The organism is Marinomonas sp. TI.3.20, assembly GCF_038155025.1.
Taxonomy (GTDB): Bacteria; Pseudomonadota; Gammaproteobacteria; order Pseudomonadales; family Marinomonadaceae; genus Marinomonas; species Marinomonas flavescens.
Window position 1 is genome coordinate 192081 of the sequence record NZ_JBAKAS010000004.1, and the last position, 24634, is coordinate 216714.

Consider the following 24634-nt stretch of genomic DNA (forward strand, 5'->3'; position numbering starts at 1 on the left):
GGAGCCCTTACTCCTTTGCCTACCTTGTACATCGACATGGGTATTATTGACCCATGATGTTGGCAAATTTATCTCTTGTTTGTTCCGCGTGAGCCGCCGCTGAAACAGTATCAAAATTGATTAATTTCAATTCACTAAAGCCCGGACGATCAGACTTAATATCACTACGAGCAGGCAGAATCAGTGTCTTAGCGACCAGCGTTTGACCTTGTTTCGAAAGCATATAATCCACAAACTTCTTCGCTAATACCGCATGTTTGGTAGACTTAAGAATCATAATAGGACGCGGAGCCAGTACAGTCCCGTCCGTTGGATAAACAACATTAATCGTTTCACCTTTACGCTTCAAATCCAACGCGATGTAATCTACCGCACCGAACACCACCGATTTAGCCCCTTGTAACACAGGGTTTAATGCGGCTTTATTGGCACCGGGTATAAGAATGCCATTGGCTTTTAACGCGCTAAATAACGTCCAAGCATCGCTGCCCATTTGTTCACTTAACCCTTCAACCAAGGTCAACGCAGAACCAGACTTACGCGGGTCCGGCATGGTAACTTGGTTCTTATATATTGGCTTAGTAAGGTCGGACCACGTCGTAGGAACTGGAAGATTACTTTGAGTGTTATAGGCAATCGCCAACACGGCTGTGCCTTGAGACACGTATGTCGCAGATTTAAGAAAGTCGGGGACTTGTTTTGCATTAGGTGATTGGTAGGCTAGCAACTCCCCTGCTTTCGTAAGGGTAATAGCATGGCCTAGCGATGAGGAAATCATAACGTCGGCATGTGGATTGGATTTTTCAGCCTGGTAACGGGCCATTATTTTCCCACCCGTGGCTTGATACAAACTTACTTTAGCGCCGGTTTCTTTCTCAAAGCCCGCCACTAACTCTTTTGACAAACCTTTTGGACCCGCTGAATAGACTGTCAATGTTTCAGCGCTCACAGAACAAACCATACCTAGCAAGGTAAAGCCAACACACCAGTTTTTCAATTTCATAAGCCCCTCTTTCTCAATTTCATCAAAGTATAAAATTTAAATATATTTCTATTTTGTTCTGTTTATATGACGGTTATGCAACCGTCATATGACATATTTATGTCTTAACAAAACAACATGACTAGAAAGCTAATGAGAAAGAGAGAGATCTAATTCCAGCCAACAATATCTAAAAAAGACGTATTTGAATTTGAGAAAGGGACTGATGAACTCCAAGGAGTCCTCAACTTACTAATGGTCCTCCAATATTCCATACCTACACTGAAGCTCTGACACCGCAAAGATTAATCCCATTCAACGTTGAATTTAGTAATAATTTGCTTAATTTGTGATTCATCCAGAACTTTTGGCGAAAACCCACGCATCATAATGGCAAGTTTAGCAGTCTCTTCTAACTCTTCGATCGCATACACCGCAGCCTCCAAATCTTTACCGGCGACAACCGGCCCATGATTGGCGAGCATCACAGCAGAACGTTTTCCTGCAAGCCCTCGAATGGCATCACCCGTCTTCGGATCTCCTGGCATAAAATAGGGCAATAATTTTACCTTACCAAGTTTCATAACCGAATAAGGTGTTAATGCTGGCAAGAAATTGTCCTCATTTGCGTCCGGCATCAATGACATAGCTACAGAGCAAGTACCATGTAAATGTACCACCGCATTTGCACTTGATCTGGTGCTATAGAACGCTTGATGTAGCGACATTTCTTTCGTCGCTTGATGACCCCCAATAAGTATACCTTGCTGATCAAATCGGCTTAACGTTGCAGGATCAAGACGGCCAAAGCATCTTCCTGTTGGGGTCACTAACAAGCCACCATCTTCAGTTCTCACTGAAATATTACCAGACGAGCCACACGTCAAACCTCGATCAAATAGGGACTTTGCCATTAAGCAAATTTGTTCTCTGAGTGCATTTTCAGTACTGCTCATTTCATCATCTCCAACGCTTTTTCAAAAAAGTCTTCATCACCAAAATTACCTGATTTCAACGCCAGCAGTTTTGGTGAATTACCTACTATTTCTGTTAGAGGTACTCCAGGAGCAATGCTATGACCAATTTTTAATAAACTGGGATTTAAGGCTTTGACCACAGCGCCAGAGGTTTCACCGCCAGCTACAATAAACTTAGTCACACCTCTCTTGTCGAGTGCAGAAACCAAATTTGCCATAAACTGTTCGACAATCTCACTCGCTCGTTCAACACCAAGCTCCTCTTGTACCTGCTTGATATTTTCAGGCATATCCGTGGCAAAAAACATTACCGCACCGGCCGTTCTTTTTTGGTCGAACCAGGTTAAAAACTCATCTAGTTTTGTCTTACCTGATGCGATTTCTATAGGATCTATTTTCTTTGAAGGATGGTGTTTTTGAAATTGAGAAACTTGCTTTTGTGTCATCACAGAGCAACTTCCAGAGAGAACCACTGCGGTACCTGTTAATTTGCTCAAATCTGCAGAATTTTCACGAATTTTGAATAACCCCTTATTCTGAAAGTTCTTAGCCAACCCAATAGATAACCCTGACCCACCGGTAATAAGTTTAAGGTTTGCGCAAGCCTCTCCAATTGCTTCAAGATCACTATTTGAGACCGTATCGACAACCGCGTATCGATGGTTTTTGGCTAATGTCGTAAAGGCTTTTTTAATGCTTTGTGCACCTTGTGAAACCACTTCAAATGGCACCAAGCCCACCTTTCCTGACGATTGAGAAGCCATCACTCGTAATAAATTTGCATCTGTCATTGGTGTTAATGGATGGTTACGCATGCCGCTTTCACTGAGCAATTCATCGTTAACAAATAAATTCCCTTTATAGACAGTACGTCCATTAATAGGCAGAGAAGGACAAATAATCGTAAAGCTCTCCTCCAATTCATCCAGCAGAGCATCCGTCACCGGACCAATATTACCTTTAGCGGTTGAATCAAAGGTTGAGCAGTATTTAAAATAATATTGCTCACAATTGAGTTCTTTTAGCCATTTCAGCGCATCAAGAGATTGTCTAATAGCCACTTCAGATGGAAGCGTTCGTGATTTAAGTGCAATGACAACCGCGTCTATACCAGAAAGATCAACAGGTTCTGTTGGCACACCAATGAGCTGTACCGTTTTCATACCAGACTGCACAAGAAAACTTGCCAAATCTGTAGCACCCGTAAAATCATCTGCGATACAACCTAAGAGTACGCTCATGATAACTCCTTACTCTTTTGCAAATAGAAGAATAGTAAACATTAAGATTAATACTTAACGTCTATTTAATATAAGATATTGAATCACATGAATAATAAATATCATCAGATTAATTGAGTTCAATTTTTTCCCATGCATCTACTTTCTTACTGACAACCATTGGTAATGAGATTTCATTAAAGTCAATAAAATGCTTTGTCATTAAATGCTTTTTGAAACTTTCTTCACTGGTATAAACCTCATAAAGAAAAAAAGATGACATACCATTCTCTGACTTCCCCAAAGACACATCAAATACCAAACAGCCATCTTCTTTATTTAATGATGTTGAGGCTTGAGCTGTCACTAATGAAGAAAATGCTTCAGAGAAGTTTTGTCTAATAGAAAAAAGGACCGTTATTATATACATAGCACACCATGATTTTTCATTTTAGTTAAGGGATATAAATGCCCGAAAAAGACATTCACATCCCTTTATTAGGATTTCTGATTTATATTATTTACTAAATAAACCAAATAATGATTTCTTCATTTTTGGATAGAATGGCATTTTCGTCATCACAATCAATACCATGGCAACGATGAGTACTATAGAAACAGGACGTTCAAAGAATGGCATTAGACTACCTTCAGATACCATTAATGCCCGGCGAAGATTTTCATCTGCCATTGGCCCTAAAATCACCCCAATAACAAGTGGTGAAATGGGGTACTTCATTTCATCAAGAAAATAAGCAAAAACACCGATAATAACCATCATGTATAGGTTAAAAATATCTAGACCTAATGCATAAGAACCTAAAATACACAGCAAAGTAACAATAGGTAAAAATATTGCGGCCGGCACCTGTAACACTTTGATAACCTGCCTAGCCAAAAACATTCCGTTTAACCACATTGCTACTGAACATAAAACTAAAATTGCGGTTACTTCGATCAAAAAATCTGGCTGAGCGACAACCAGCATAGGACCTGGGGTGACGCCATGTAACATTAAAGCGCCTAAGAGCATGGCCGCTGGAGGACTTCCTGGGATACCAAGTGTTAAGAGTGGAATAAGCGCGCCACCGATACACGCATTGTTTGCTGTTTCAGAAGCAATAATGCCTTGTGGTTCACCAGTACCGAATGTTTCTGGGTGTTTTGACGTGTTTTTTGCGGCGCCATAGGAAACCCAGCCTGCAATATCTTCACCAATCCCCGGAACCGCGCCAATGCTAATACCTATCATAGAGGCACGCACAATGTGCAGTTTGTTTTTAAATAACATTTTCCACTCAGGTAAAATACGTCCGAATTGACGCATTACCCCTAGGCTTTCTCTGTTTCGTAGTGCCTTAATAACTTGAGGCACACCAAATGCACCAATCAATACAGGCACAACGGCTAAACCTTGGTCAAGGTTCGCTATATCAAACGTAAAGCGTGGAAAAAACTGCAATGGATCACGACCAATAGTGGAAAGCCCAAGTCCGATTAAGCCGGCAATCCACCCTTTAATAACTAAGTCAGGGCTGGTCAGGGTGCCACTAATCAAGATACCAAATAGCCCTAATAAGAAAAATTCAAATGAGGTGAACTGTAATGCCATTTTCGCCACTATTGGGGCAGCGATAACCAATACTAAAATACCTAATAAGGTACCAATAAAGGATGCCGTTGTGGTTAAGCCTAACGCTTTTCCACCTTCACCTTTTTGAGCCAACGGATAGCCATCCAGCGAGGTGGCTGCAGCAGCGGCAGTACCTGGAATATTAATCAAAATCGCAGGATAAGAACCACCATAGATAGCACCAACATATAATCCCAATAGAGCGACCAATGCCGTATTAATGTCCATGCCATAAGTAAGTGTGGTTAATAATGCCACACCTAAAGTAGCGGTAAGGCCCGGTAAAGCCCCGAAAATAATACCGCAAAATGAAGCACCCATAAGAATCAGAAGATTCGTAGGAGAAGATAGCAGCGTTAGTAATGCGCTGCCAAAGATACTAAAAGAAGCAAGAATATCCATTACCACTCTCTCCATAAATCATGAATTGTATATTTGAGGTCAACCATAGAATTTATAATTAAACCTTCTGTCGGCAGTGGAACAAGCATTCCCAAGCGAAACAGTGGACAAACAATTAATGTCACTATCAGCGCAGTCTTCCAACTTACTCGCCATACTTTTAATTGCTCAGACTTCTTAGCCCATGAATATAAAACAATTAACATACAAAAAATAAAAGCAAGCATCGCCCAATCGAACAACATCCTTTTATCATCTGATAAGTCCGTCGTGAAAGAGACAACAGCTAATAGAAAAGATACTGTTGTCCAAATAACGAAAATACGTTTTTGAAAAAGCGCATTATCAGAATAAAAAGTAAAAATGAAAATAAATAAAAATAGAAATGAAGATAAAGCAAAATCAATCATTGGTATGAAACCATAAACCATACCAGCGATCAAAGATACTAATAGAAAAAAACGTCCCCAACTTGCTGGACTTTCTTTTGCTGTCGCTATAGAAGGATGTTTTTTAATAAATGTAATACTTTTAATAAGTAATGAAAGGCCACATAAAAATAAAAGGCTAAAAACAATAATAGGAAATAATGCTGGAGACACATACCACATATTTTGAACTCCCGCATAACTGCCAGTTAAGGGGAAGCTAAAACTATCAACCATCGCTAATGTTGAAACAATCATTAGTATCACGGCTGTTCTCATATCCGCACGGCGCAATGCCATAAGCTGTTCAGGCTGCATACAACCACCTCTTTCACGTCCAAGCAGGACAATTTGATACTAAAGAAGAGGAATGTGGAAACATCCCCCTTCTATTTTTAAATGCATCAGTTCAATTCAGAAACCTTTGGAATACCAAGCGTAGCTGGCGATACTTTCGCCGCTCCTAGATCTTCTAGTGTCCATGAGAACAATGATTCTAAAAATGAAAACTGTTTGCTGGCAGCACTTCCAGATAGGCCTGATAAAACATAGTAATTATCTTTTGCCCATTTCTGAATGACGGGACTTCCCATCGCACTATTAAACGCTTTAGTCAGCTTAACCTTTACGTAGTCAGGAGCTGACTGACGAACGGCAAGACCGATTGATTGCATAATAGGTAAGTATTTTTTAAGACCTGGATAAGAGGTAAATGCAGAAGGCACGGTACCGAAACCATCTATTTTTTGATCATTAGCAACAAGCATAGCGAGGGGTTTTAACATTCCACCTTTGATTAACTGCTGCTGTTCGGCTAAAGAGCTAATAACTAAGCCAACCTCCCCTGTCATAACTGCTGTTTGTGCCGGAGCCGAACCTGGGTACGGAATATAGTTAAAGTCAGCGCCTGTACCTTGCATTAAGGCCAGTAAATTTAAATGGTGTATAGACCCTGCACCACCTGCGCTTGCATTAATAGACCTTGGGTCCTTTTTAATGGCTGCGATTAGTTCCTTCAAAGTGTTGTATTTAGATTTAGCGGATACCGAGATCAAATCTGGTGAGCCACCAACAATAAAAGGATACCAAACACTCATTTTTTGATTCCAACCACCCTGAACTGCAGCACCAACATTCGACTCAGATAAGCCAACTAATGTATAGCCATCTGCTTTTTGACGATGCACATAGCTCATGCCTAATGAGCCAGCAACGCCACCTGGGCGGTTAGTTACATTGATATTTACATCTAAGTATTTGGCCATTTCGGCAGAGATCATACGGTTAACAATATCCGTACCACCGCCAGCAGACCAAACAACAACATTGGTTATATCACGATCAGGGTAATGATTAGCTGCGAATGAGCTTGTTGCTATTGTCGTTGCCAACACAGTTGCGGCCAACGTCACTATGATTTTTTTCATGTTCAACTCCAATGGTTTTTATTTTTATCGTCAGATTTAAACACCCTCCTTAACGATCTAAGGTAGGATTGAAATTAATTTATACATTAATAAATTTATTTTGCAATATGTTTTCAAACTCGTTATTGTGATTCCATCTTCAACACACTATTAAAATAAAAATAAGAGGTTTGGCAATGCATACATTAGATCAAATCACACTAATAGGCGAAGGACTCAAACGCCCAGAATGTGTTCTTACTAATGCTGATAAAAGAATTTTCACCGCTAACTGGGATGGAGGGGTCAGTATTATTGAGCCCGACGGTAGCCAGTGGTCTCTTCTAGCAAATCAACAAGGTTTTGATTTAAAACCTAATGGCATTTGTCTATTAGAAAATGGTGATTTTTTAATAGCTCATTTAGGTAATGAAGATGGCGGCGTCTATCGCTTACAACAAGATGGGAAGTTAAGCCCTTTCTTATTAGAGATCAATGGACAACCCCTTCCCCCTACTAATTATGTGCATCTTGATTTCCAAGGTCGTATCTGGATAACCGTGAGTACTCGTACACAACCTAGAGCCGATGCATATCGATCCGATGTTAGTGATGGTTTTGTTATTCTTTGCGAAAAAGGCACGGCACGCATCGTTGCCGATAACCTTGGATACACAAACGAATGTATCGCATCACCGGACGGTAAATTTTTATACGTTAATGAAACCTTTTCTCGCCGTTTGACGCGCTTTAGCATTGCCGAAAATGGGGATTTAAGCGAGATAACTACCATTGCTACATTCGGTGCTGGTGTTTTTCCTGATGGCTTAGTATTTGATGCTGAGGGTAATTACTGGATTACAAGCATAGTAAGTAATCAAGTTATTCGAGTATCCAAAGATGGTACTTCACAAGAAACAATGCTCATTGATGTCGATAAGAATCATCTAGCCTGGGTAGAAGAAGCCTTTCAAAATCACTCTATGGGTCGACCACATCTAGACAATGTAAAGAGTTCTCTTTTGCAGAATATTTCTAGCTTAGCTTTTGGTGGCGATAATTTAAACACGCTTTATTTTGGCTGTTTGTTAGGCCATCAAGTTGCCTCGTTGACACAATCCGTAAAAGGACTTGCACCGAGTCATTGGAACTTTAAAGGGCCAACAAGGCTTACAACTAAATCGGAGACTTTATAATGAATAAAACATTCAATATTGCTGTATTTTCAGGTGACGGAATTGGCCCTGAAATCACCCCACCTTGCCTTGAAATCCTTAATCTAGCGTGTGCAAAGGCTGGAGGTATTGAACTTATTTACACAGACTTACCCGCTGGCGCAGCACTGTATCGTGATACGGGAGAATCTTTTCCTGAATCTTCAAAATCAGCCGCCAAAGCCGCTGATGCTATTTTATTATCATGCATGGGACTGCCTGCTGTTCGTTACCCAGATGGAACAGAAGTATCCCCACAAATTGATTTACGCATGCAGTTAGGTTTATACGCGGGGGTTCGCCCTGTTCGATTAGTACCTGGATTGAAATTACCATTAGCCAGTGAAAAAGCAAAAGACATCGACTTAGTGTTGATACGTGAATCTACTGAAGGTTTATTTGCGTCTCATGGCAAAGGTACCGTTGAAAATGATGAAATTGCCAAAGACACAATGGTTATCACTCGTGGTGTGTCTGAACGGTTATTCGATTTCGCATTTAAATTGGCCGCTCACCGAAAACAAAATGGCCACGAAGGTAGAGTGACGTGTATTGATAAAGCAAACGTTTTTCAATCACTCGCCTTTTTCAGGAAGATTTTTGATGAGCGAGCAACATTAAATCCTTCTATAATTGCAGACCACAGCTATGTTGATGCTATGGCGCTTAATCTTGTCAGACATCCATGGGCATTTGATGTCATGGTAACCGAAAACATGTTTGGTGATATTTTATCAGATTTAGGGGCTGCATTAATGGGTGGCATGGGCATGGCGCCTTCTGCCGATATTGGAGATAATCATGCTGTATTCCAACCTTGTCATGGTAGTGCTCCAGACATTGTAGGTGAAGGTAAAGCAAACCCTACCGCGATGTTTTTATCCGCCGCAATGATGTTGGACTGGCTAGGACAAAACCACAATCTACAAGCATGCTCTACGGCAGCTCAATATATCCGTGAAGCGGTTGATAAAGCCTTTGTTACTGGCGAGCTAGTACCATACGAACTTGGCGGTTCTGCCGGAACTGAAGCGATCACTCAAGCGATTATCAATCAATTAAAATAAATCAACGAGGAGATTCAAGTGCAGAAGAAGACACTTCGCGTGGTCACTGTCGGAACTGGCTATTTTAGCCAGTTCCACTATAACGCTTGGGATCGGATGCATGATGTGGAGATTGTAGCGCTCTATAACCGTAGTAGCGCTGCAGCCACTGAAACCGCACAACGGTATTCTATTGCTAACATTTATACTGATTTCATCGAAATGTTAGACACTGAAAAACCAGATCTTGTTGATATTATTACTCCTCCAGAAACTCATGTGGCTTTTGTTTCTGCAGCAATAGAGCGTGGCATTCCTTGTATTTGCCAAAAACCATTTACGCCTACCTTTGACGACGCCAAGAAGCTGACAGAGAAAATTAAACAGAAGCAAGCACTAGTCATCATCCATGAAAACTTTCGCTTTCAACCCTGGTATCAAGAGATCAAAAAACTCTTGTCCTCTAAGCAATTTGAAAACCTGTACCAAGTTACATTCAGAATGCGACCAGGAGATGGACAAGGTAAAGACGCCTATTTAGCAAGGCAACCTTATTTTCAACAAATGGAACGTTTTTTAATACATGAAACAGCCATTCACTGGGTTGACGTTTTTCGATATTTATTAGGCGATGTGAAAAATGTTTACGCCGACCTAGTAAAACGAAATCCTGTCATTAAAGGTGAAGATTCTGGCATCGTGATATTTGAATTTGAGAAACAAATCCGAGCTATTTTTGATGGTAATCGCTTGGCAGATCATGCGGCAGAGAACCCACGTGTTACCATGGGGGAAATGCTGATTGAAGGGAGCAAGGCTTGCCTAAAACTGGAGGGAGATGGCAAAATAAGTATGCGAAATCAAGGTGATAGTCATTGGACTCCTCATACCTATCAGTACACTACCGATAACTTTGGCGGAGATTGTGTTTACGCTCTCCAAAGGCATGTTGCAGATCATTTGCTATATCATGCTGACCTTCATAACTGCGCCCAACAGTACATCGATAATTTAAAGATCGAAGAGCTTATTTATCGCTCAGCAGAATCAAAACAACGATTAGACTTACGCTAATCATTAAGTAAATTTTTAAGGGTCAAACCATCTCAATGGCAGCCAAAATCACTAAAGTAAAAGAATCATTATCTGACAAAGCATATCGTCAATTAAAAGCGAAAATTTTAGATAATGAGCTTCATGCTGGTCAACAAATGATTGAAGCAGAAGTCTCCGAACTCTTAAATATGAGCAGAACGCCAACACGTGAAGCCATGTTAAAAATTGCCAACGAAGGGCTTATTGAATTAATACCAAGGCATGGTATGCGCATCAAGCCGATTTCGGTGATTGATATGCAGGAAATCTATGAGATATTGACTGGGCTTGAAGCGACCGCTGCAACCCTGTGTGCTCAAAAAGGGTTAACACAAGCGCAACTAACGCTAATGCGCGATGCGGTAGACGATATGGACAAGGCGCTACTGAAAGATGACCTCAAAGAATGGGCTCATGCAGACGAACGCTTTCATAGATATTTAGTTGAATTTAGTAACAACAAACGCCTCCAAGCGCTTGTTAGTAACTTTATTGAGCAGTCTCATCGAGCAAGAATGTTAACGTTAAAGATTCGCCCAAGGCCAACCAATTCAAATAAAGATCACTTAGATCTCGTACTCGCGATAGAAGCCCAAGACGCTGAAAAAGCAAGATTGATACACCATAATCATCGAGATGCCAGTGGCAAAACACTCATTGCGCTGTTAAAAGATTTTGGGCTGAACAATCTTTAAAAAGACACAGTTGGTGTCTCTTCCTACCGCTTTGTTTATGATTAATCAGTTCCACCTACCTACAGTCAATAAGCAAAGCGCCCGCGAAGGCGCTAGATCTCTCTTATGAGCTCACTGTCACCCAATCTGTCAACACAGTACTTATTCATTATTTCCCAACCAGCCACGCCGCTTGAAGAAAAACAACATGCTAGCGGTAAGCACAATAAACACGACCCAAATAACGGGGTAAGCCCAGCGCTGGTCGAGCTCTGGCATGTATTTAAAGTTCATGCCATAAATACCAGAAATAAAGGTTAACGGAATAAACACAGAAGACATAATCGTTAACACCTTCATGATTTCGTTCATTCGATTGGACACAGCGGACATATAGAGATCCGTTAGGCCGCTGACCATTTCTCGATAAGACTCAATAATTTCGACAATTTGAATAGTATGTTCATAAACATCACGAAGATAAGGCTTAGTGTTTTCACCCATGCGATTTTCTTCTTCACGATATAACTGGTCAACCACTTCACGGATAGGCCAAACAATGCGTCGTATTAATGAGAGCTCACGCTTAACCGCATGAATACGATGTAAAGCCGTCTGTGTTGGTTTTTCTAGTACGGTTAACTCAAGATCTTCGAGAATATCGCCATATTGTTCCAGCACAGGAAAGCAATGATCTACCATGGCATCTAACAAAGCGTAGAGTAAATACCCAGTGCCATTTTTACGAATACGCGCGTTCTTAGCTTGTAATCGATCATAAATTGGCTTCCAGATATCGTCCGGTTTTTCCTGAAATGAAATAAGCACATTGTCATATAGCAATAAACTGACTTGCTCTACCTCTAATACACTTTCTGCCACAGGGGCATGTGGCTCAGATGGCGTAAATTGCAGCATTCGCAACACAACAAACAAATAATCATCAAAAAACTCTACGCGAGGACGTTGAGGAATGTGCATGACGTCTTCTGCAGTTAATGTATGAAAACCAAAATGAAGACGAAACTGATTAATAACGTAAGGATGCGGGCTGCTAATGTTAAACCACCGAGTTGTCACCCAATCTGGCATTGGCTGCGCTAAGAACTCGACAAGATTACTGACAAAACCTGTTTCTATATGGGATTCTGAGTAATCTATATAGCTGATAATAATGCGATTTTCTTCTGGAGGGACAAACGCATCAGCAACATGCTCAATACCAGGTAATTCTCCCGGAATAACACGCTGATAACGTCGATTCTGCCCAATATTAGACAGACCAAAACTTGAGTCATCGATGTCTTCTGCCACATTCACTCCTTGATGGCCGCCTGCTTATTAGCACTGTATTGTGACTATTTTTCTCAAAAGCGACAGTGCCTAAACTTACCCTATTTTTAGGTGTTTATCATGAGAAAATGAAGGACAGAATAACAAACGGTCTGTTTCTTTTTTAACGACGCCATAGCACTCACAACTGAGAGATTCGAGCTTTTCCCTGTCTAGCACCGTAAGATGGCCGCGATGATGCTCAATCACTCCCAACTTTTGCAATTTGCCCGCCGCTTCGGTTACCCCTTCACGACGCACTCCTAACATATTGGCAATCCATTCATGGGTTATCGCTAAATGGTTATCTGGCAATCTGTCTAAAGACAGCAATAGCCAACGACATAATTGCTGGTCTATAGAATGGTGACGATTACAAACAGCGGTTTGTGACATCTGGGTCATTAAAGATTGTGTGTAACGCAATATCAACTCAAGCAATTTACCATGACGATTAAACTCGGCCGTTAACACAGAGCCTTTTAAACGATAAGCATATCCAGCAGTTTGTACCACCGCTCGGCTCGATGTACTTTCTCCGCCCATAAAGAGAGCAAAACCCACCAAACCTTCATTGCCCACCATAGAGGTTTCGGCTGAAGCACCACTTTCCATCACACACAACAAAGACACAATGGCATCGACAGGGAAATACACGTAGGTCAATTTGTCATCAACATTGTACAGCATCTGCCTTGATGGCAATGTTACCAATTCGATATAAGGGAACAGTCGGTTTTGAACTTCTTTGGGCAAAGCCGCTAATAAATGATTCTTTAATGGCGAAAGTGCTGGATTGATTGACTCGAGCATAATTTTAAACTCTTGATGATGAGTTTCATCATCATAGAGAATATTTTAGGTAACCTGATAGTAGAAATTCCTGCCTTTAGTACATTTATTGATCTAGGACAAAATTTTACTTTTTAAGACAATATTAGAACGCACTTTCATATTTATGGAGCTAATACGTCACACCCAAGATGGCGATGAAACATTCACGCTCACTGAATCTCTGTGCGCTATCGCACAGAGATTCTTTAATGGTTAATTTAGGCAGAGGCTTTTTTGACAGGGTCAAAAATGCGGTAAGCAAGCAATTTCACTCTGTCACTAATAAGCGCCCAGATCAGTGCATAGCCCCAGACGAAAGCCGCCCATTTCCAGCCAAGTGCTGGCATTAAGAATCCGTACACAGCAATAAAGGTCGCGAGGATCTGAGTACTAATGACGGCAATCAGCAACACCTTTGCGGGACGAATAGACCAAAATGGACCTCGTGTTCGCGTTAAAAAGATCGTCAAATGTCCGGCCACAGAGAGCATCAGATACATCATGGGTTGCAGCATCTCATGACTCATATGAAAGACGCGAGCACCAAGGAAAAACAATCCAAAAGCAGCGATTGGACCAATAACACCAAGGACGGTAGAGATACCAAGTACTAGACGCATATTCCAATTTTCTGGTTTCTGATTGTAATTCACATTGTCATAAGCAATGGATAAGATTGCACCGTCATTGAGTAACGCCAACATGACAATCATAACCGTTGTTAATGGATAAAAATTGAAGAACAGAATTGCCGCCGTCATAAATAACAGCACCGTCAATGTTTCAGCAATACGGTACATAGCATAACTGTTCATGCGCTGAAAAATACGACGGCTTTCTTTAATCGCATCGATAATGACCGACAGACCAGGGGTCGTTAATACAATATCGGCAGCGGCACGTGCTGCGTCTGTTGCATCCGACACCGCGATACCACAATCGGCTTTTTTGAGTGCTGGAGCATCATTAACACCATCTCCCGTCATGCCAACCATGTGACCGCGTTTCTGTAGAACGTCTACTATATGATATTTATGCTCTGGAAATACTTGAGCAAAACCATCGGCTTTTTCAATGGACTCACCAACAGCTGCCGATTCCTGTTTCTTAGAATCTCCTAGCGTAACGGCATCAAGAATATTGGCACCTAAATGCAATTTCTTAGCGGTCTCTTTGGCGATCGCCAGCGCATCACCCGTCACCATCTTAATAGTGACACCTAATTCTAAAGCGGTTGCGATGGTTTCTTTAGCGTCTTCTCGTGGTGGATCAAACAGCGGTAAGATCCCAACAAATTGCCACTTACCGCCCTCGTCTGTCCGCGCTACCCCTAGTGAGCGAAAGCCTCGAGCTGCAAATTCATTGACCGCATTTTCAACCTCATTTTTAAATTGATCCATATTTGAAACCAACGACATAATGACTTGAGGGGCACCTTTCGTTACTTTAAAGGAGTTACCCTCTTTGGTTTTCACCGTTGTTTCAGTGCGTTTATGAACTGGATCAAAAGGCTGAAAATGCACCACTTCATAAGCTTTTAATAGATCGCTGTCTTTAAGGCCACCTAATACAGCCAAATCAATTGTGTCGTTATTGTCAGCACGCGATGCCAATGCACCATTGAGAATGACCTCGTCGGCAGTCACTCCGTCTAAACAAAATGGCGTACCTAAGGTTAATTTATTTTGTGTTAAGGTCCCGGTTTTATCCGCACACAAAACATCTACACCCGCCAATTCTTCTATCGCGACTAATTTACTGACAATCGCTTTTTTGCGTGCCAGAAGGCGAGCACCAACTGCCATGGTGACTGATAATACCGTCGGCATCGCAACAGGAATCGCGGCAACGGTTAACACCAATGCAAATTGTAAGGTTGTAAAAAACGCATCGCCTCGGTAGACCGCAAAACCAATGATGACAGCGACTAAAAGCAGCGCCAATAAGATGAGATAGTTGCCTATCTTTAATATCGCCTTTTGAAAATGACTCACGGTAACGGCTTCTTGTATCAACGATGCGGTTTTACCAAAATAAGTATTCGTTCCCGTAGCGTAAACCAACGCACTGATTTCACCCTGACGAATGATAGAGCCTGAAAACACCGCTTCCCCTGATGCGCATTCAATGGGCAATGACTCTCCTGTTAATGCAGATTGATCCACTTCAACCGGATCGCCCTCTAATAGTCGCGCGTCAGCAGGAACAATATCGCCCAAACGAAGGCGAATAATATCTCCAGGGACCAAGTCTCTTGCTGGTGGGTTGACCCATTTTCCATCGCGTTTCACTCGCGCTTTGATTGCTAATTGAGCTTTAAGAGCATCGATAGCATTCCCAGCGGTATGTTCCTCCCAGAAACCAACAACGGCGTTGGCCACCAATAACAAGAGGATGATAAAAAAGTCCGCCCAATGCTGAAGAGCGCCTGACAAAACCAGAGCCACCTCGATCATCCAAGGAATAGGACCCCAAAAATAGGAGAGGAATTTTAATAATGGATTTGTCTTTTTTTCATCTAATTCATTTGGCCCATATTGGGACAATCGTTTTGTCGCTTCTTCTTGAGTGAGGCCGTCTGATGACGTTGCTAACATTTTCTCCACTTCTGACAAAGGCAGAGTTTTGAGATCGTCCTTTACACCAGACGCAGCTCCCGACTTCACTTTAGAAGTGTTCGCTTGTTCGGTATTGGGTTCCATAATGGCTGTTTCCTATACTGCTCTGCAGATCGAATTTATGCAGGCGATTTTGTTAAAAATCAGGCTTAGAGTAAGCCCACCATTGGCTGCACCCTTTTTTATTATATGGCGCTATCGATTAACTCAGAGTGACGCTGGTATTTAGGGAACCGAGCCTTAGACATCCACTCCTTAAGAGTAAAAGAGCTAAGGCTCGTCAACGATTAAGTCGTCACTTAGCGGGGAGTCCAACGCCAGTTACGGATTTCCGGCATGTCTTCACCAAATTCATTAATGTACTCACGGTGTTCAAGCAATTTTTTGGTTAATCTTTGTTTCAATTCAAGACCTTTTTTACCGGTTTGCGGTAACCGATCAATCGCATCCATAACCAAATGAAAGCGATCCAAATCATTTAAGACCGTCATATCAAAAGGCGTGGTAATCGTGCCTTCTTCTTTATATCCATGAACATGAATACTACGATGATTAGTACGTCGGTAAGTCAGCTTGTGAATCAGGGTTGGATAACCGTGAAAAGCAAAAATAATCGGTTTATCTTGAGTAAACAAAGCATCAAACGCTTCCTCGCTAAGGCCGTGTGGATGCTCGGATTTAGGTTGTAATTTCATTAAATCAACGACATTTACCACACGAATGCGCAGCTCTGGAAGATATTCTCTCAAGATTGAAACCGCGGCTAATGTTTCCAGCGTTGGCACATCGCCACAACAAGCCATCACAACATCTGCCGAATCACCTTGCTCATCATTACTCGCCCACGACCAAACACCAATACCGGCAGCACAGTGTTCCGCGGCGGCGTCTTTATCCAACCATTGTGGCGCTGGATGTTTGCCCGCGACCACAACGTTAACGTAATGCTTGCTACGCAAACAATGATCCATGACAGACAACAGACAGTTAGCATCTGGTGGAAGATACACGCGCACAATTTCGGCCTTTTTATTCACGACATGATCAATAAACCCTGGATCTTGATGTGAAAAACCATTGTGATCTTGACGCCATACATGGGAAGCCAACAGATAATTAAGCGACGCGATTTTAGGTCGCCACGGTAGCTTACCGGCCACTTTTAACCATTTTGCATGTTGGTTAAACATTGAATCGATAATATGCACAAAGGCTTCGTAACAATTAAATAAACCATGTCTGCCTGTCAGTAAATACCCTTCTAGCCATCCCTGACACTGGTGCTCACTCAGCATTTCCATCACCCGACCGCTTGGCGCAAGGTATTCGTCGTTGTCTTTGTTTTCTCCCACCCATTGACGTTGTGTGGTTTCAAACACCGCGGCCAATCCATTAGAAACCGTTTCATCAGGGCCGAAAATACGAAAATTGTCCTGATTAAACGTAATAATATCCCGCAAAAAAGGCCCAAGCACGTGAGTATCGCCAATGCCAGACACTCCCGGTGTAGGAACATCACAGGCATAATCCTTAAAGTTTGGCATCTTCAAAGCTTTAAGCAAAAGCCCACCGTTAGCATGGGGATTTGCGCCCATACGACGATCGCCCTCTGGCGCCAAGGCTGCCAGTTCTGGTAACAAACGACCATTAGTATCAAATAATTCTTGGGGACGATAACGGCTTAACCATTCTTCTAATAACGCCAAGTGTTCGAGGTGTTCAGAAGGACGGGGAATCGGCACCTGATGGGCATGAAAAGTGCCTTCGATTTGAACACCGTCGACTTTTTTAGGCCCCGTCCACCCTTTGGGTGATTTTAAAACAATCATTGGCCAGCGAGGTCGTTCAAAACCCTCTGTCTGACTGGCTTGAAGCTTGATGTCTTTTATTTCACAAACCGCCTGATCAAGTGCTGCAGCCATAGCTTGATGCATCATTGTGGGGTCATCACCTTCAACAAATATTGGCGACCAACCATAACCATGCAGCAGTTGATCTAGCTCATCATGACCAATGCGTGCGAGCACCGTCGGGTTAGCAATCTTGTAGCCATTTAAATGCAAAATTGGCAACACAACACCATCACTAACAGGGTTAAGAAATTTATTGGAATGCCACGCCGTGGCTAATGGGCCTGTTTCCGCCTCGCCATCGCCAATAACACAGGCGGCAATCAACTCTGGATTATCAAACACCGCACCAAAAGCATGGCTTAAAGAATAGCCAAGCTCACCACCCTCATTGATCGTACCGGGGCATTCGGGGGAAGCATGGCTAGGAATCCCTCCCGGAAAAGAGAACTGCTTAAAGAGTTTTTGTAGGCCAGCGGTATCTTGGCTTATGTTGGGGTAAATCTCGCTGTAACTGCCTTCAAGGTAGGTGTTGGCAACCACGGCTGGCCCACCATGACCGGGACCACAGATGTAAATTATACTTAAATCGTATTGTTTAATAATGCGATTAAGGTGAACGTAAATAAAATTCTGCCCTGGGGTGGTTCCCCAATGACCAAGCAATATACGTTTAATATCAGCAAGCACTAAAGGCCGCGTTAATAGAGGATTGTCATAAAGGTAAATTTGGCCAGCTGACAAGTAATTACTCGCGCGCCAATATCTATCCATTAAGTCCAATTGATCTGATGATAGCCTTGCCGTTTGCATGGTGTTTTACTCCCTATTAATTACTACTGATGTCATATTTGATACGAATAAACGCTTCTTGGTCGAGATCATCAGAAACCAGATAGCAACCGATAAAAGCCCACTCCAGCATTCGTTATGCATATATACCTCCGCTTCATCGCGTCGAGAAACAATTGAATCCCAAAAGACGCGGATGCTTACTTTATAGCGCAAAGGAGACGGAGCTCTGTTCGGTAGCGCACACTGACAAAAGCGGAACGGTTAGACAAGGTGCAATCACATCATAATGCTAAAATTTGAGCGCTTCACTGAACGCGTAGAAGTCGCTAAAACACATCATAAGCAGTCAATAAATGGTCTTTGTGCGATGGATTTTGCTTAAAACCAAAGAGCAACATGGCAAAATTAAGGATATTGCAAAGTAAAAGGTTTGATTTCCAAAAAGCACGAAACAGACACTGCTTCAACGCCAGAGGTTCTATATAGTACTTTCACTGCGTTAGACTTTTACTGAGCTATACGTGTACTGAATGAGACATGGATTCGGACAAGTTAATTTTCTAACCACCTCTACATTTAAAATGACACAGATCGAAGAGAGAGCGTTATGACAAGTATTGGATTTTTAGGCTTAGGTATCATGGGTAAAGCAATGGCGGTTAATCTAGCCAAGGCTGGTTTTGATGTAACAGTTTGGAACCGTAACCCTGAGAAAACAACCGAGTTAGTCGCTCTAGGCGCCAAGCAAGGCACCACACCAAAAGACGTCGCGGCAAGCTGCGACATTACCTTTGCCATGGTCTCTGACCCTGCTGCCGCACTGGCTATTTGCCAAGGGCCTGACGGGGTTGCCGCGGGCATTGGCGCTGGTCGTGGCTACATAGATATGTCTACCGTTGATGACACAACATCAACACTTATTGCTCAGACCATCGCCCAAGCTGGTGGCCGCTTTTTAGAAGCTCCGGTTTCTGGCACTAAAAAACCTGCTGAAGACGGCACCTTGATCATTTTAGCCGCAGGTGACAAATCCCTATATGACGATGCCCTACCCGCGTTTGATGTAATGGGTAAAATGGCACCTTATCTTGGCGAAATTGGCCAAGGCGCTAACATGAAATTGGTTGTCAACATGATGATGGGCGGCATGCTCAGTATTTTCAGCGAAGGCATGTCACTGGGCCAAAAAGCAGGGTTACAGGGCGAACAGATTCTCGAAGTCATCGCTGCTGGTGCCATCACCAACCCCATGTTTACAGGCAAGGGAGCCATGCTTCTAGCAGAAAACTACACCACCAGCTTCCCGCTTAAACACATGCAAAAAGACATGCGCCTCGCGGTAGCACTAGGCGACAAACTAGACCTCCCTTTACCCACAGCGGCCATCGCCAATGAATCTTTCAAGCAAGCAATCAAAGCCGGCTATGCTGATGAAGACATTGCCGCTATTTATAAAGTCGTAAAGTAGATTAAGCTTAGAACAGCACACGTCTTAACCATAAAACCCCTTGCTCACCGCTAAGTGAGCAAGGGGCTTTTTTATGTACTCTGGCTACTATTTTTCTCTTTGTGCTTCGAATTCAGCCCAAGCTTGTTGGAATAACTCAAAGTTAAACCCTTCTTTACTGGCTGCATCTAGGACAATTTTTTCTCGCTCAATCATCTTTTTAATCGCATCTAGCATACCCGCTTGCGCATCTTTAGGAATGACAACAGCGCCATGCTTGTCGGCGTGAACCATATCTCCAGGCTGAATGGTTAAATCAAATAACGTAACCGCCGTATCAATTTCTTTCACACGAACATACGCATGTGACGGCCCGATAGAACCGGCTATCACCTGATACCCTGGCGCCAATGCGTCCAAATCTCGCATCACACCGTTCGTTAATGTTCCACCTAGACCAAAGCCTTTGTGAACCGAAGTATTTATCTCTCCCCAGTAAGCACCAACGCAATCTGGGTAATCTAAGTCTTCTAGCACAGCAATACTATGCTCAGGTGAATCGGCCATGTACTTATAATAAGCCATTCTTCGCGTTGCGATAACGTCCGAATCTTCTGTTGTTGGCGCTGCTGCTTTAATTTTAGACGTTCGAGCATAGCCACAAATAGGAGGCAATGTAGGGTCTGCAGCGAGCACTGTTTTACGGGTAAAACCATCGCCTTGGCGTTTTCCTAATACCACTTCTATAGCGTTTGCTATGGTCGGTGTATCAACAGAACGCAATGCATCAAAATACGCTTTATCAAATATCATAAAAGTGTCTCCAACCAATGAGCAAGGTGTGTATTCGTTGCTAATGGCATCTGTAAGGTAACTAAATGACCCGAATTAGGGATAACATGGAGCTGACAATTTGGCATAAGGTGACAAATTGCCTGATGACGATCCAATGGGCAAAGCTGATCATGCTCACCGCATAATGCAATGCTGGGCCCGGTAAATTTTTTCAGGGTTTCTGTTTGGTCTGGCCTATCTCGCAGAGCGATTGATTGATTAATGAACACCTCTTTCCCAAGCGATCTTGCCATGGCCAAAACAAGCCCTAGCTGCCCCTCTTGCTCAGCGGCAGATCCGCCATATTTTGGCGCCATTTGCTGTTCGATCACATCAAGAAACTTACCTTGCTCTGCCAGCTCAAGCTGTGGCGTTCTCAATGCTTTTACTTCAGGAATCTCTGCCCATGGGTTGGTATCCATTAACGCAAGACCTGCAATCAATTCTGGTTTCTGGCGCGCCATTTCCATCGCAATAATACCGCCCATAGAAAGCCCGCCCAGTGCAAACCTTGGCCAAGGTATCTGTGAGAAAACCGATTTTGCTATGGTTTCCATGGAACACCCTTGGTCCACATGTGCAACAAGAACCTCTCTGCTCTCCCTCAATGCAGCAACTTGATGCGTGTATAAGCGATGGTCACACATCATGCCAGGGATCAAAACTAAAGGGAGCGTAGAATTAGGCACCTTGGGTGTAGCCTGCTTCATCATTCGTGCTGCGTATTAAGAACAGCCCAGTAGTGCCACTGACATTAGGCTGGATACTACGCTCTGCGTTTGGTGGCACTGCACAGGTATCACCCGGTGCTAAAATAGCAGACTCACCATCAACCTGAATTTTCCAATAGCCATCATGCACCATGAACACCTCATGCTGATCACTACGATAGCTCTCGCCTAAGCCTTTTTGTCCTTCTTGAAGAAAATCAATTTCAAAGCCAGGGCGATCCTTCAGCATACCGTGTTCGCCAAGCACTTGAACGGTTTCTTTATTGCCCATGGCTTTTATATCTAGGTAACGAGCAACGTAATGTGGAATCACATCTCTTTCATTTACAACAGGAAAAGCAGCAAGTTCTTCAGCCGTCAAAAGTGGCATTGGATTGACGCCATCAGGCAGAGACTCTCCTTTCTTGGTGTCATAAAGACGGCCGGTTTCAGCCAGAATCAAACCATGCTCTTTTGCCGTTTGAATCACATGAGGCGCCCAAATAACCCCACCGCCTGCATCATTACCACCTAGCACCGCCATGATCATGCCGTACTCTTCACCAATATTTTCAAAGCCACGAAAAATACCGGTTGGAATATTAAATAAGTCACCTTCTTTAGCAACAAACTCACCATCTTTTCCGTCTATTCCCCAAAAGAAACGCCATGTTCCTTTCTGAACAAAGAAAACTTCTGCAGTGCGATGGGTATGCAAAGAGTTGGTACATTTAGGAGGTTGACCCGCCGCACCGATATTAAACCCAGGCGTTTCACGAATATGGACGTGTTGATCAGGACTCTCAGATACTCCAGCCCCAATGATAGTGAAATTTTCTTTTTGATCAGACCCAGGAGTATGAGTATCAATGAAGGCGGTTTTACAAGGCACTAACTCGCCATATCGAACGATACGTTTTTCTAATGTTTTTTTTGTCAATTTATTCACCCTAAATATAAGTTAATACGCAGTCCAACCACCATCAATCATTAAGGCGCTACCTGTCATCAGAGCACTGGCATCAGAAGCCAAGAAAACAATAGGCCCCATAATGTCTTCAATCTCACCCACACGTTGTAAAGCGATCATATTTTCGACATAGGCTTTAAAACTTGGATCTTTTAAAGAAGGCTCGGTTAACGGTGTTTTGATAAAAGTAGGACACAAAGTATTGATGCGAATGTTATGAGCACCGAACTCCCTAGACATCGATTTCGTAAAGCCCTCTATGGCATGTTTACTTGCGCAATACGTTGCTCTATCTGGACCACCCACATGCCCCATTTGACTGGATATGGTAATTAAACTACCGGGTAAGTTATGCTCTATTAGCTTTTTCGCGACGCTCTGAGCAACAAAAAAGGCAGATTTTGTATTCAAAGACAACGTGAAGTCAAAATCTTCTTCTGTCACATCCAAAGCTGACTTATGTCGAGCCCCACCAGCACTTGAGACCAAAATATCAAAAGGCTCAGATTGCTGAATAAACGCTTCAACGGCCTTAAGATCCGTCACATCAAGAGTTTTAGATTCTGCCAGCCAGCCCTTCTCTCTAATAGCCAAAGCGGCGCTTTCTATTTCGTGTTGACTACGAGCAGTAAGGGTGACACTAGCACCAGCTTCCGCTAACGCGACAGCTGATGCTAGGCCTATTCCTCTACCCGCACCGGTTACCAGGGCACGCTTGCCTTGGAGATTAAAAGACGGTGTTTTAGGTAAATTCATTATCATTACTCAGGTTGAACAGCGCTGTATGGTTCTACGACACGATTACCGTAACGACGAACACGGATATTTGCTTGCTCACCGTGTCCAGCAAAACCTTCTAAAGCACAAAGGCGAGAACAATGTTCACCAACAAAAGCAGACGCTTCATCTGTTAGTACTTTTTGATAAGTACAGGTTTTGATGAATTTACCTACCCATAAACCACCGGTGAAACGAGCCGCTTTTTTAGTCGGTAGTGTGTGGTTAGTACCAATACATTTATCACCAAAAGCAACATTAGTGCGTGGGCCTAAGAATAAAGCGCCGTAATTAGTTAAATTATCTTTAAACCAATCATCGCGATCCGTCATGATTTGTACGTGCTCAGAGGCTAGATCATCAGCAATGGTCAACATTTCATCATAGCTCTCAGCCACAATAACTTGTCCGTATTCTTCCCAACTTTGACGCGCCGCATCAGCGGTAGGCAGTACCTTAAGTTGACGTTCAACTTCAGCCATCGTGTCTTTCGCCAACTGCTCTGAATTGGTTAGTAAAATAGCGGGAGAGTTAATGCCATGCTCCGCTTGTCCTAGCAAATCAACCGCGCATAACTCACCGTCTACGGTTTCATCAGCTATGATCAAGGTTTCTGTCGGGCCAGCAAATAAATCAATGCCAACACGCCCAAACAACTGACGTTTAGCTTCAGCAACAAAGGCATTACCCGGACCTACCAGCATATCAACAGGCTTAATCGTTTGGGTACCAATGGCCATCGCAGCAACGGCTTGAATACCGCCTAAAGCATAAATTTCATTAGCGCCAGCAAGATGCTGTGCAGCAACAATCGCAGCAGATGGCTTGCCTTTATATGGCGGAGCACAAGAAACGATACGCTTAACACCAGCAACGTTTGCCGTCAGAACAGACATGTGCGCAGAGGCAACCATTGGGTATTTACCACCCGGAACATAACAACCAACCGAGTTAACTGGGATATTTTTATGACCTAAAATAACACCAGGTAAGGTCTCCACTTCGATATCACGAAGGGACGCTTTTTGATGCTCTGCAAAACGACGTACTTGCGTTTGAGCGAATTCGATGTCTTTCAGCTCTTGATCACTTAGACTATCTAGACATGCTTGGATTTCTTGTGGTGTTAGTTGATAGCTTTCACGATCCCAATTATCGAACTTATTCGACATTTCTCGAATTGCTAGATCGCCACGAGCTTCAACATCAAGAATAGCTGACTCAACAATGGCTCTCACTTGAGCATTCATTTCAGCAACAACACTTTCTTCTTTACCTGTTTTTAAATAAATCGCCATGATGGACCTCATTAGTATTTTAATTTTTATTTAACTGACATTACTTCACTTAATTACTTAACCAATAAACTTAACTAAATTGACTTAGCTCA

21 protein-coding genes are annotated in these 24634 nt (G+C 42.8%); 5 read left to right on the forward strand and 16 right to left on the reverse strand.

Features of this window, described 5'->3' with window-relative positions; translation table 11 throughout:
- Nucleotides 1–43: 43 nt before the first annotated feature.
- The 7 genes from V6259_RS06615 to V6259_RS06645 form a co-directional block, all read right to left on the reverse strand.
- A complete protein-coding gene (locus V6259_RS06615) occupies nucleotides 44–1003 on the reverse strand; it encodes an ABC transporter substrate-binding protein (protein ID WP_341583842.1) in 960 nt (319 codons plus the stop codon).
- Between the two features lie 284 nt (nucleotides 1004–1287).
- A complete protein-coding gene (otnC, locus tag V6259_RS06620) occupies nucleotides 1288–1938 on the reverse strand; it encodes a 3-oxo-tetronate 4-phosphate decarboxylase (protein WP_341583843.1) in 651 nt (216 codons plus the stop codon).
- Nucleotides 1935–3200 (reverse strand): 3-oxo-tetronate kinase, encoded by a 1266-nt coding sequence (gene otnK / locus V6259_RS06625; protein WP_341583845.1) that lies wholly within the window; start codon nucleotides 3198–3200, stop codon nucleotides 1935–1937. The genes otnC and otnK overlap by 4 nt, the downstream gene beginning before the upstream one ends.
- A gap of 109 nt (nucleotides 3201–3309) precedes the next feature.
- Nucleotides 3310–3609: a putative quinol monooxygenase gene (locus V6259_RS06630; protein WP_341583846.1), complete on the reverse strand. Its 300-nt coding sequence runs from the start codon at nucleotides 3607–3609 to the stop codon at nucleotides 3310–3312.
- An 87-nt stretch (nucleotides 3610–3696) separates the two neighbouring features.
- Nucleotides 3697–5214: a tripartite tricarboxylate transporter permease gene (locus tag V6259_RS06635; RefSeq protein ID WP_341583848.1), complete on the reverse strand. Its 1518-nt coding sequence runs from the start codon at nucleotides 5212–5214 to the stop codon at nucleotides 3697–3699.
- A complete protein-coding gene (locus tag V6259_RS06640) occupies nucleotides 5214–5960 on the reverse strand; it encodes a tripartite tricarboxylate transporter TctB family protein (protein ID WP_341583849.1) in 747 nt (248 codons plus the stop codon). The genes V6259_RS06635 and V6259_RS06640 overlap by 1 nt, the downstream gene beginning before the upstream one ends.
- A gap of 86 nt (nucleotides 5961–6046) precedes the next feature.
- Nucleotides 6047–7069, reverse strand: a complete 1023-nt coding sequence (locus tag V6259_RS06645) for a tripartite tricarboxylate transporter substrate binding protein (RefSeq protein ID WP_341583851.1) — start codon at nucleotides 7067–7069, stop codon at nucleotides 6047–6049.
- A gap of 176 nt (nucleotides 7070–7245) precedes the next feature.
- Between V6259_RS06645 and V6259_RS06650 the strand changes: the two genes are divergently transcribed.
- The 4 genes from V6259_RS06650 to V6259_RS06665 are packed head-to-tail and all read left to right on the forward strand — an operon-like array spanning nucleotide 7246 to nucleotide 11098.
- Nucleotides 7246–8244, forward strand: coding sequence for an SMP-30/gluconolactonase/LRE family protein (locus tag V6259_RS06650; protein ID WP_341583853.1), 999 nt, complete (start codon nucleotides 7246–7248; stop codon nucleotides 8242–8244).
- Nucleotides 8244–9329: an isocitrate/isopropylmalate dehydrogenase family protein gene (locus V6259_RS06655; RefSeq protein ID WP_341583854.1), complete on the forward strand. Its 1086-nt coding sequence runs from the start codon at nucleotides 8244–8246 to the stop codon at nucleotides 9327–9329. Before V6259_RS06650 ends, V6259_RS06655 begins: the two co-directional genes overlap by 1 nt.
- Nucleotides 9330–9347: 18 nt before the next feature.
- On the forward strand, nucleotides 9348–10382 hold the full coding sequence (locus V6259_RS06660) for a Gfo/Idh/MocA family protein (RefSeq protein ID WP_341583855.1): 1035 nt from the start codon (nucleotides 9348–9350) through the stop codon (nucleotides 10380–10382).
- 35 nt (nucleotides 10383–10417) lie between these two features.
- The gene (locus tag V6259_RS06665; RefSeq protein WP_341583857.1) at nucleotides 10418–11098 is read left to right on the forward strand and encodes a GntR family transcriptional regulator; all 681 of its coding nucleotides are present in this window, start codon (nucleotides 10418–10420) and stop codon (nucleotides 11096–11098) included.
- Between the two features lie 141 nt (nucleotides 11099–11239).
- On the opposite strand, the gene corA is transcribed toward V6259_RS06665, so the two are convergent.
- The 4 genes from corA to V6259_RS06685 all read right to left on the reverse strand — a co-directional run bounded on the left by corA (nucleotide 11240) and on the right by V6259_RS06685 (nucleotide 18524).
- Complete coding sequence (gene corA / locus V6259_RS06670) at nucleotides 11240–12391, reverse strand: magnesium/cobalt transporter CorA (protein WP_341583858.1); 1152 nt, start codon at nucleotides 12389–12391, stop codon at nucleotides 11240–11242.
- 75 nt (nucleotides 12392–12466) lie between these two features.
- Nucleotides 12467–13222 carry a Crp/Fnr family transcriptional regulator gene (locus tag V6259_RS06675; protein ID WP_341583859.1) on the reverse strand — a complete coding sequence of 252 codons (756 nt, stop codon included), beginning with the start codon at nucleotides 13220–13222 and terminating at the stop codon, nucleotides 12467–12469.
- A 239-nt stretch (nucleotides 13223–13461) separates the two neighbouring features.
- Nucleotides 13462–15945, reverse strand: coding sequence for a plasma-membrane proton-efflux P-type ATPase (locus V6259_RS06680; protein ID WP_341583860.1), 2484 nt, complete (start codon nucleotides 15943–15945; stop codon nucleotides 13462–13464).
- A gap of 215 nt (nucleotides 15946–16160) precedes the next feature.
- Nucleotides 16161–18524 (reverse strand): phosphoketolase family protein, encoded by a 2364-nt coding sequence (locus V6259_RS06685; RefSeq protein WP_341583861.1) that lies wholly within the window; start codon nucleotides 18522–18524, stop codon nucleotides 16161–16163.
- Between the two features lie 589 nt (nucleotides 18525–19113).
- On the opposite strand from V6259_RS06685, the gene V6259_RS06690 reads away from it, so the two are divergent.
- Nucleotides 19114–19974 carry an NAD(P)-dependent oxidoreductase gene (locus V6259_RS06690; RefSeq protein ID WP_341583862.1) on the forward strand — a complete coding sequence of 287 codons (861 nt, stop codon included), beginning with the start codon at nucleotides 19114–19116 and terminating at the stop codon, nucleotides 19972–19974.
- Between the two features lie 87 nt (nucleotides 19975–20061).
- Here the strand turns inward: V6259_RS06690 and V6259_RS06695 are convergent, their stop codons facing one another.
- The 5 genes from V6259_RS06695 to hisD are packed head-to-tail and all read right to left on the reverse strand — an operon-like array spanning nucleotide 20062 to nucleotide 24542.
- Nucleotides 20062–20766, reverse strand: a complete 705-nt coding sequence (locus tag V6259_RS06695) for an RraA family protein (RefSeq protein ID WP_341583864.1) — start codon at nucleotides 20764–20766, stop codon at nucleotides 20062–20064.
- The gene (locus tag V6259_RS06700) at nucleotides 20763–21476 is read right to left on the reverse strand and encodes an alpha/beta fold hydrolase (RefSeq protein WP_341583865.1); all 714 of its coding nucleotides are present in this window, start codon (nucleotides 21474–21476) and stop codon (nucleotides 20763–20765) included. Before V6259_RS06700 ends, V6259_RS06695 begins: the two co-directional genes overlap by 4 nt.
- The gene (locus V6259_RS06705; protein ID WP_341583866.1) at nucleotides 21469–22437 is read right to left on the reverse strand and encodes a cupin domain-containing protein; all 969 of its coding nucleotides are present in this window, start codon (nucleotides 22435–22437) and stop codon (nucleotides 21469–21471) included. Before V6259_RS06705 ends, V6259_RS06700 begins: the two co-directional genes overlap by 8 nt.
- A gap of 21 nt (nucleotides 22438–22458) precedes the next feature.
- Nucleotides 22459–23223 carry an SDR family NAD(P)-dependent oxidoreductase gene (locus V6259_RS06710; protein ID WP_341583867.1) on the reverse strand — a complete coding sequence of 255 codons (765 nt, stop codon included), beginning with the start codon at nucleotides 23221–23223 and terminating at the stop codon, nucleotides 22459–22461.
- 5 nt (nucleotides 23224–23228) lie between these two features.
- Nucleotides 23229–24542 carry a histidinol dehydrogenase gene (gene hisD / locus V6259_RS06715; RefSeq protein ID WP_341583868.1) on the reverse strand — a complete coding sequence of 438 codons (1314 nt, stop codon included), beginning with the start codon at nucleotides 24540–24542 and terminating at the stop codon, nucleotides 23229–23231.
- Nucleotides 24543–24634: the final 92 nt, after the last annotated feature.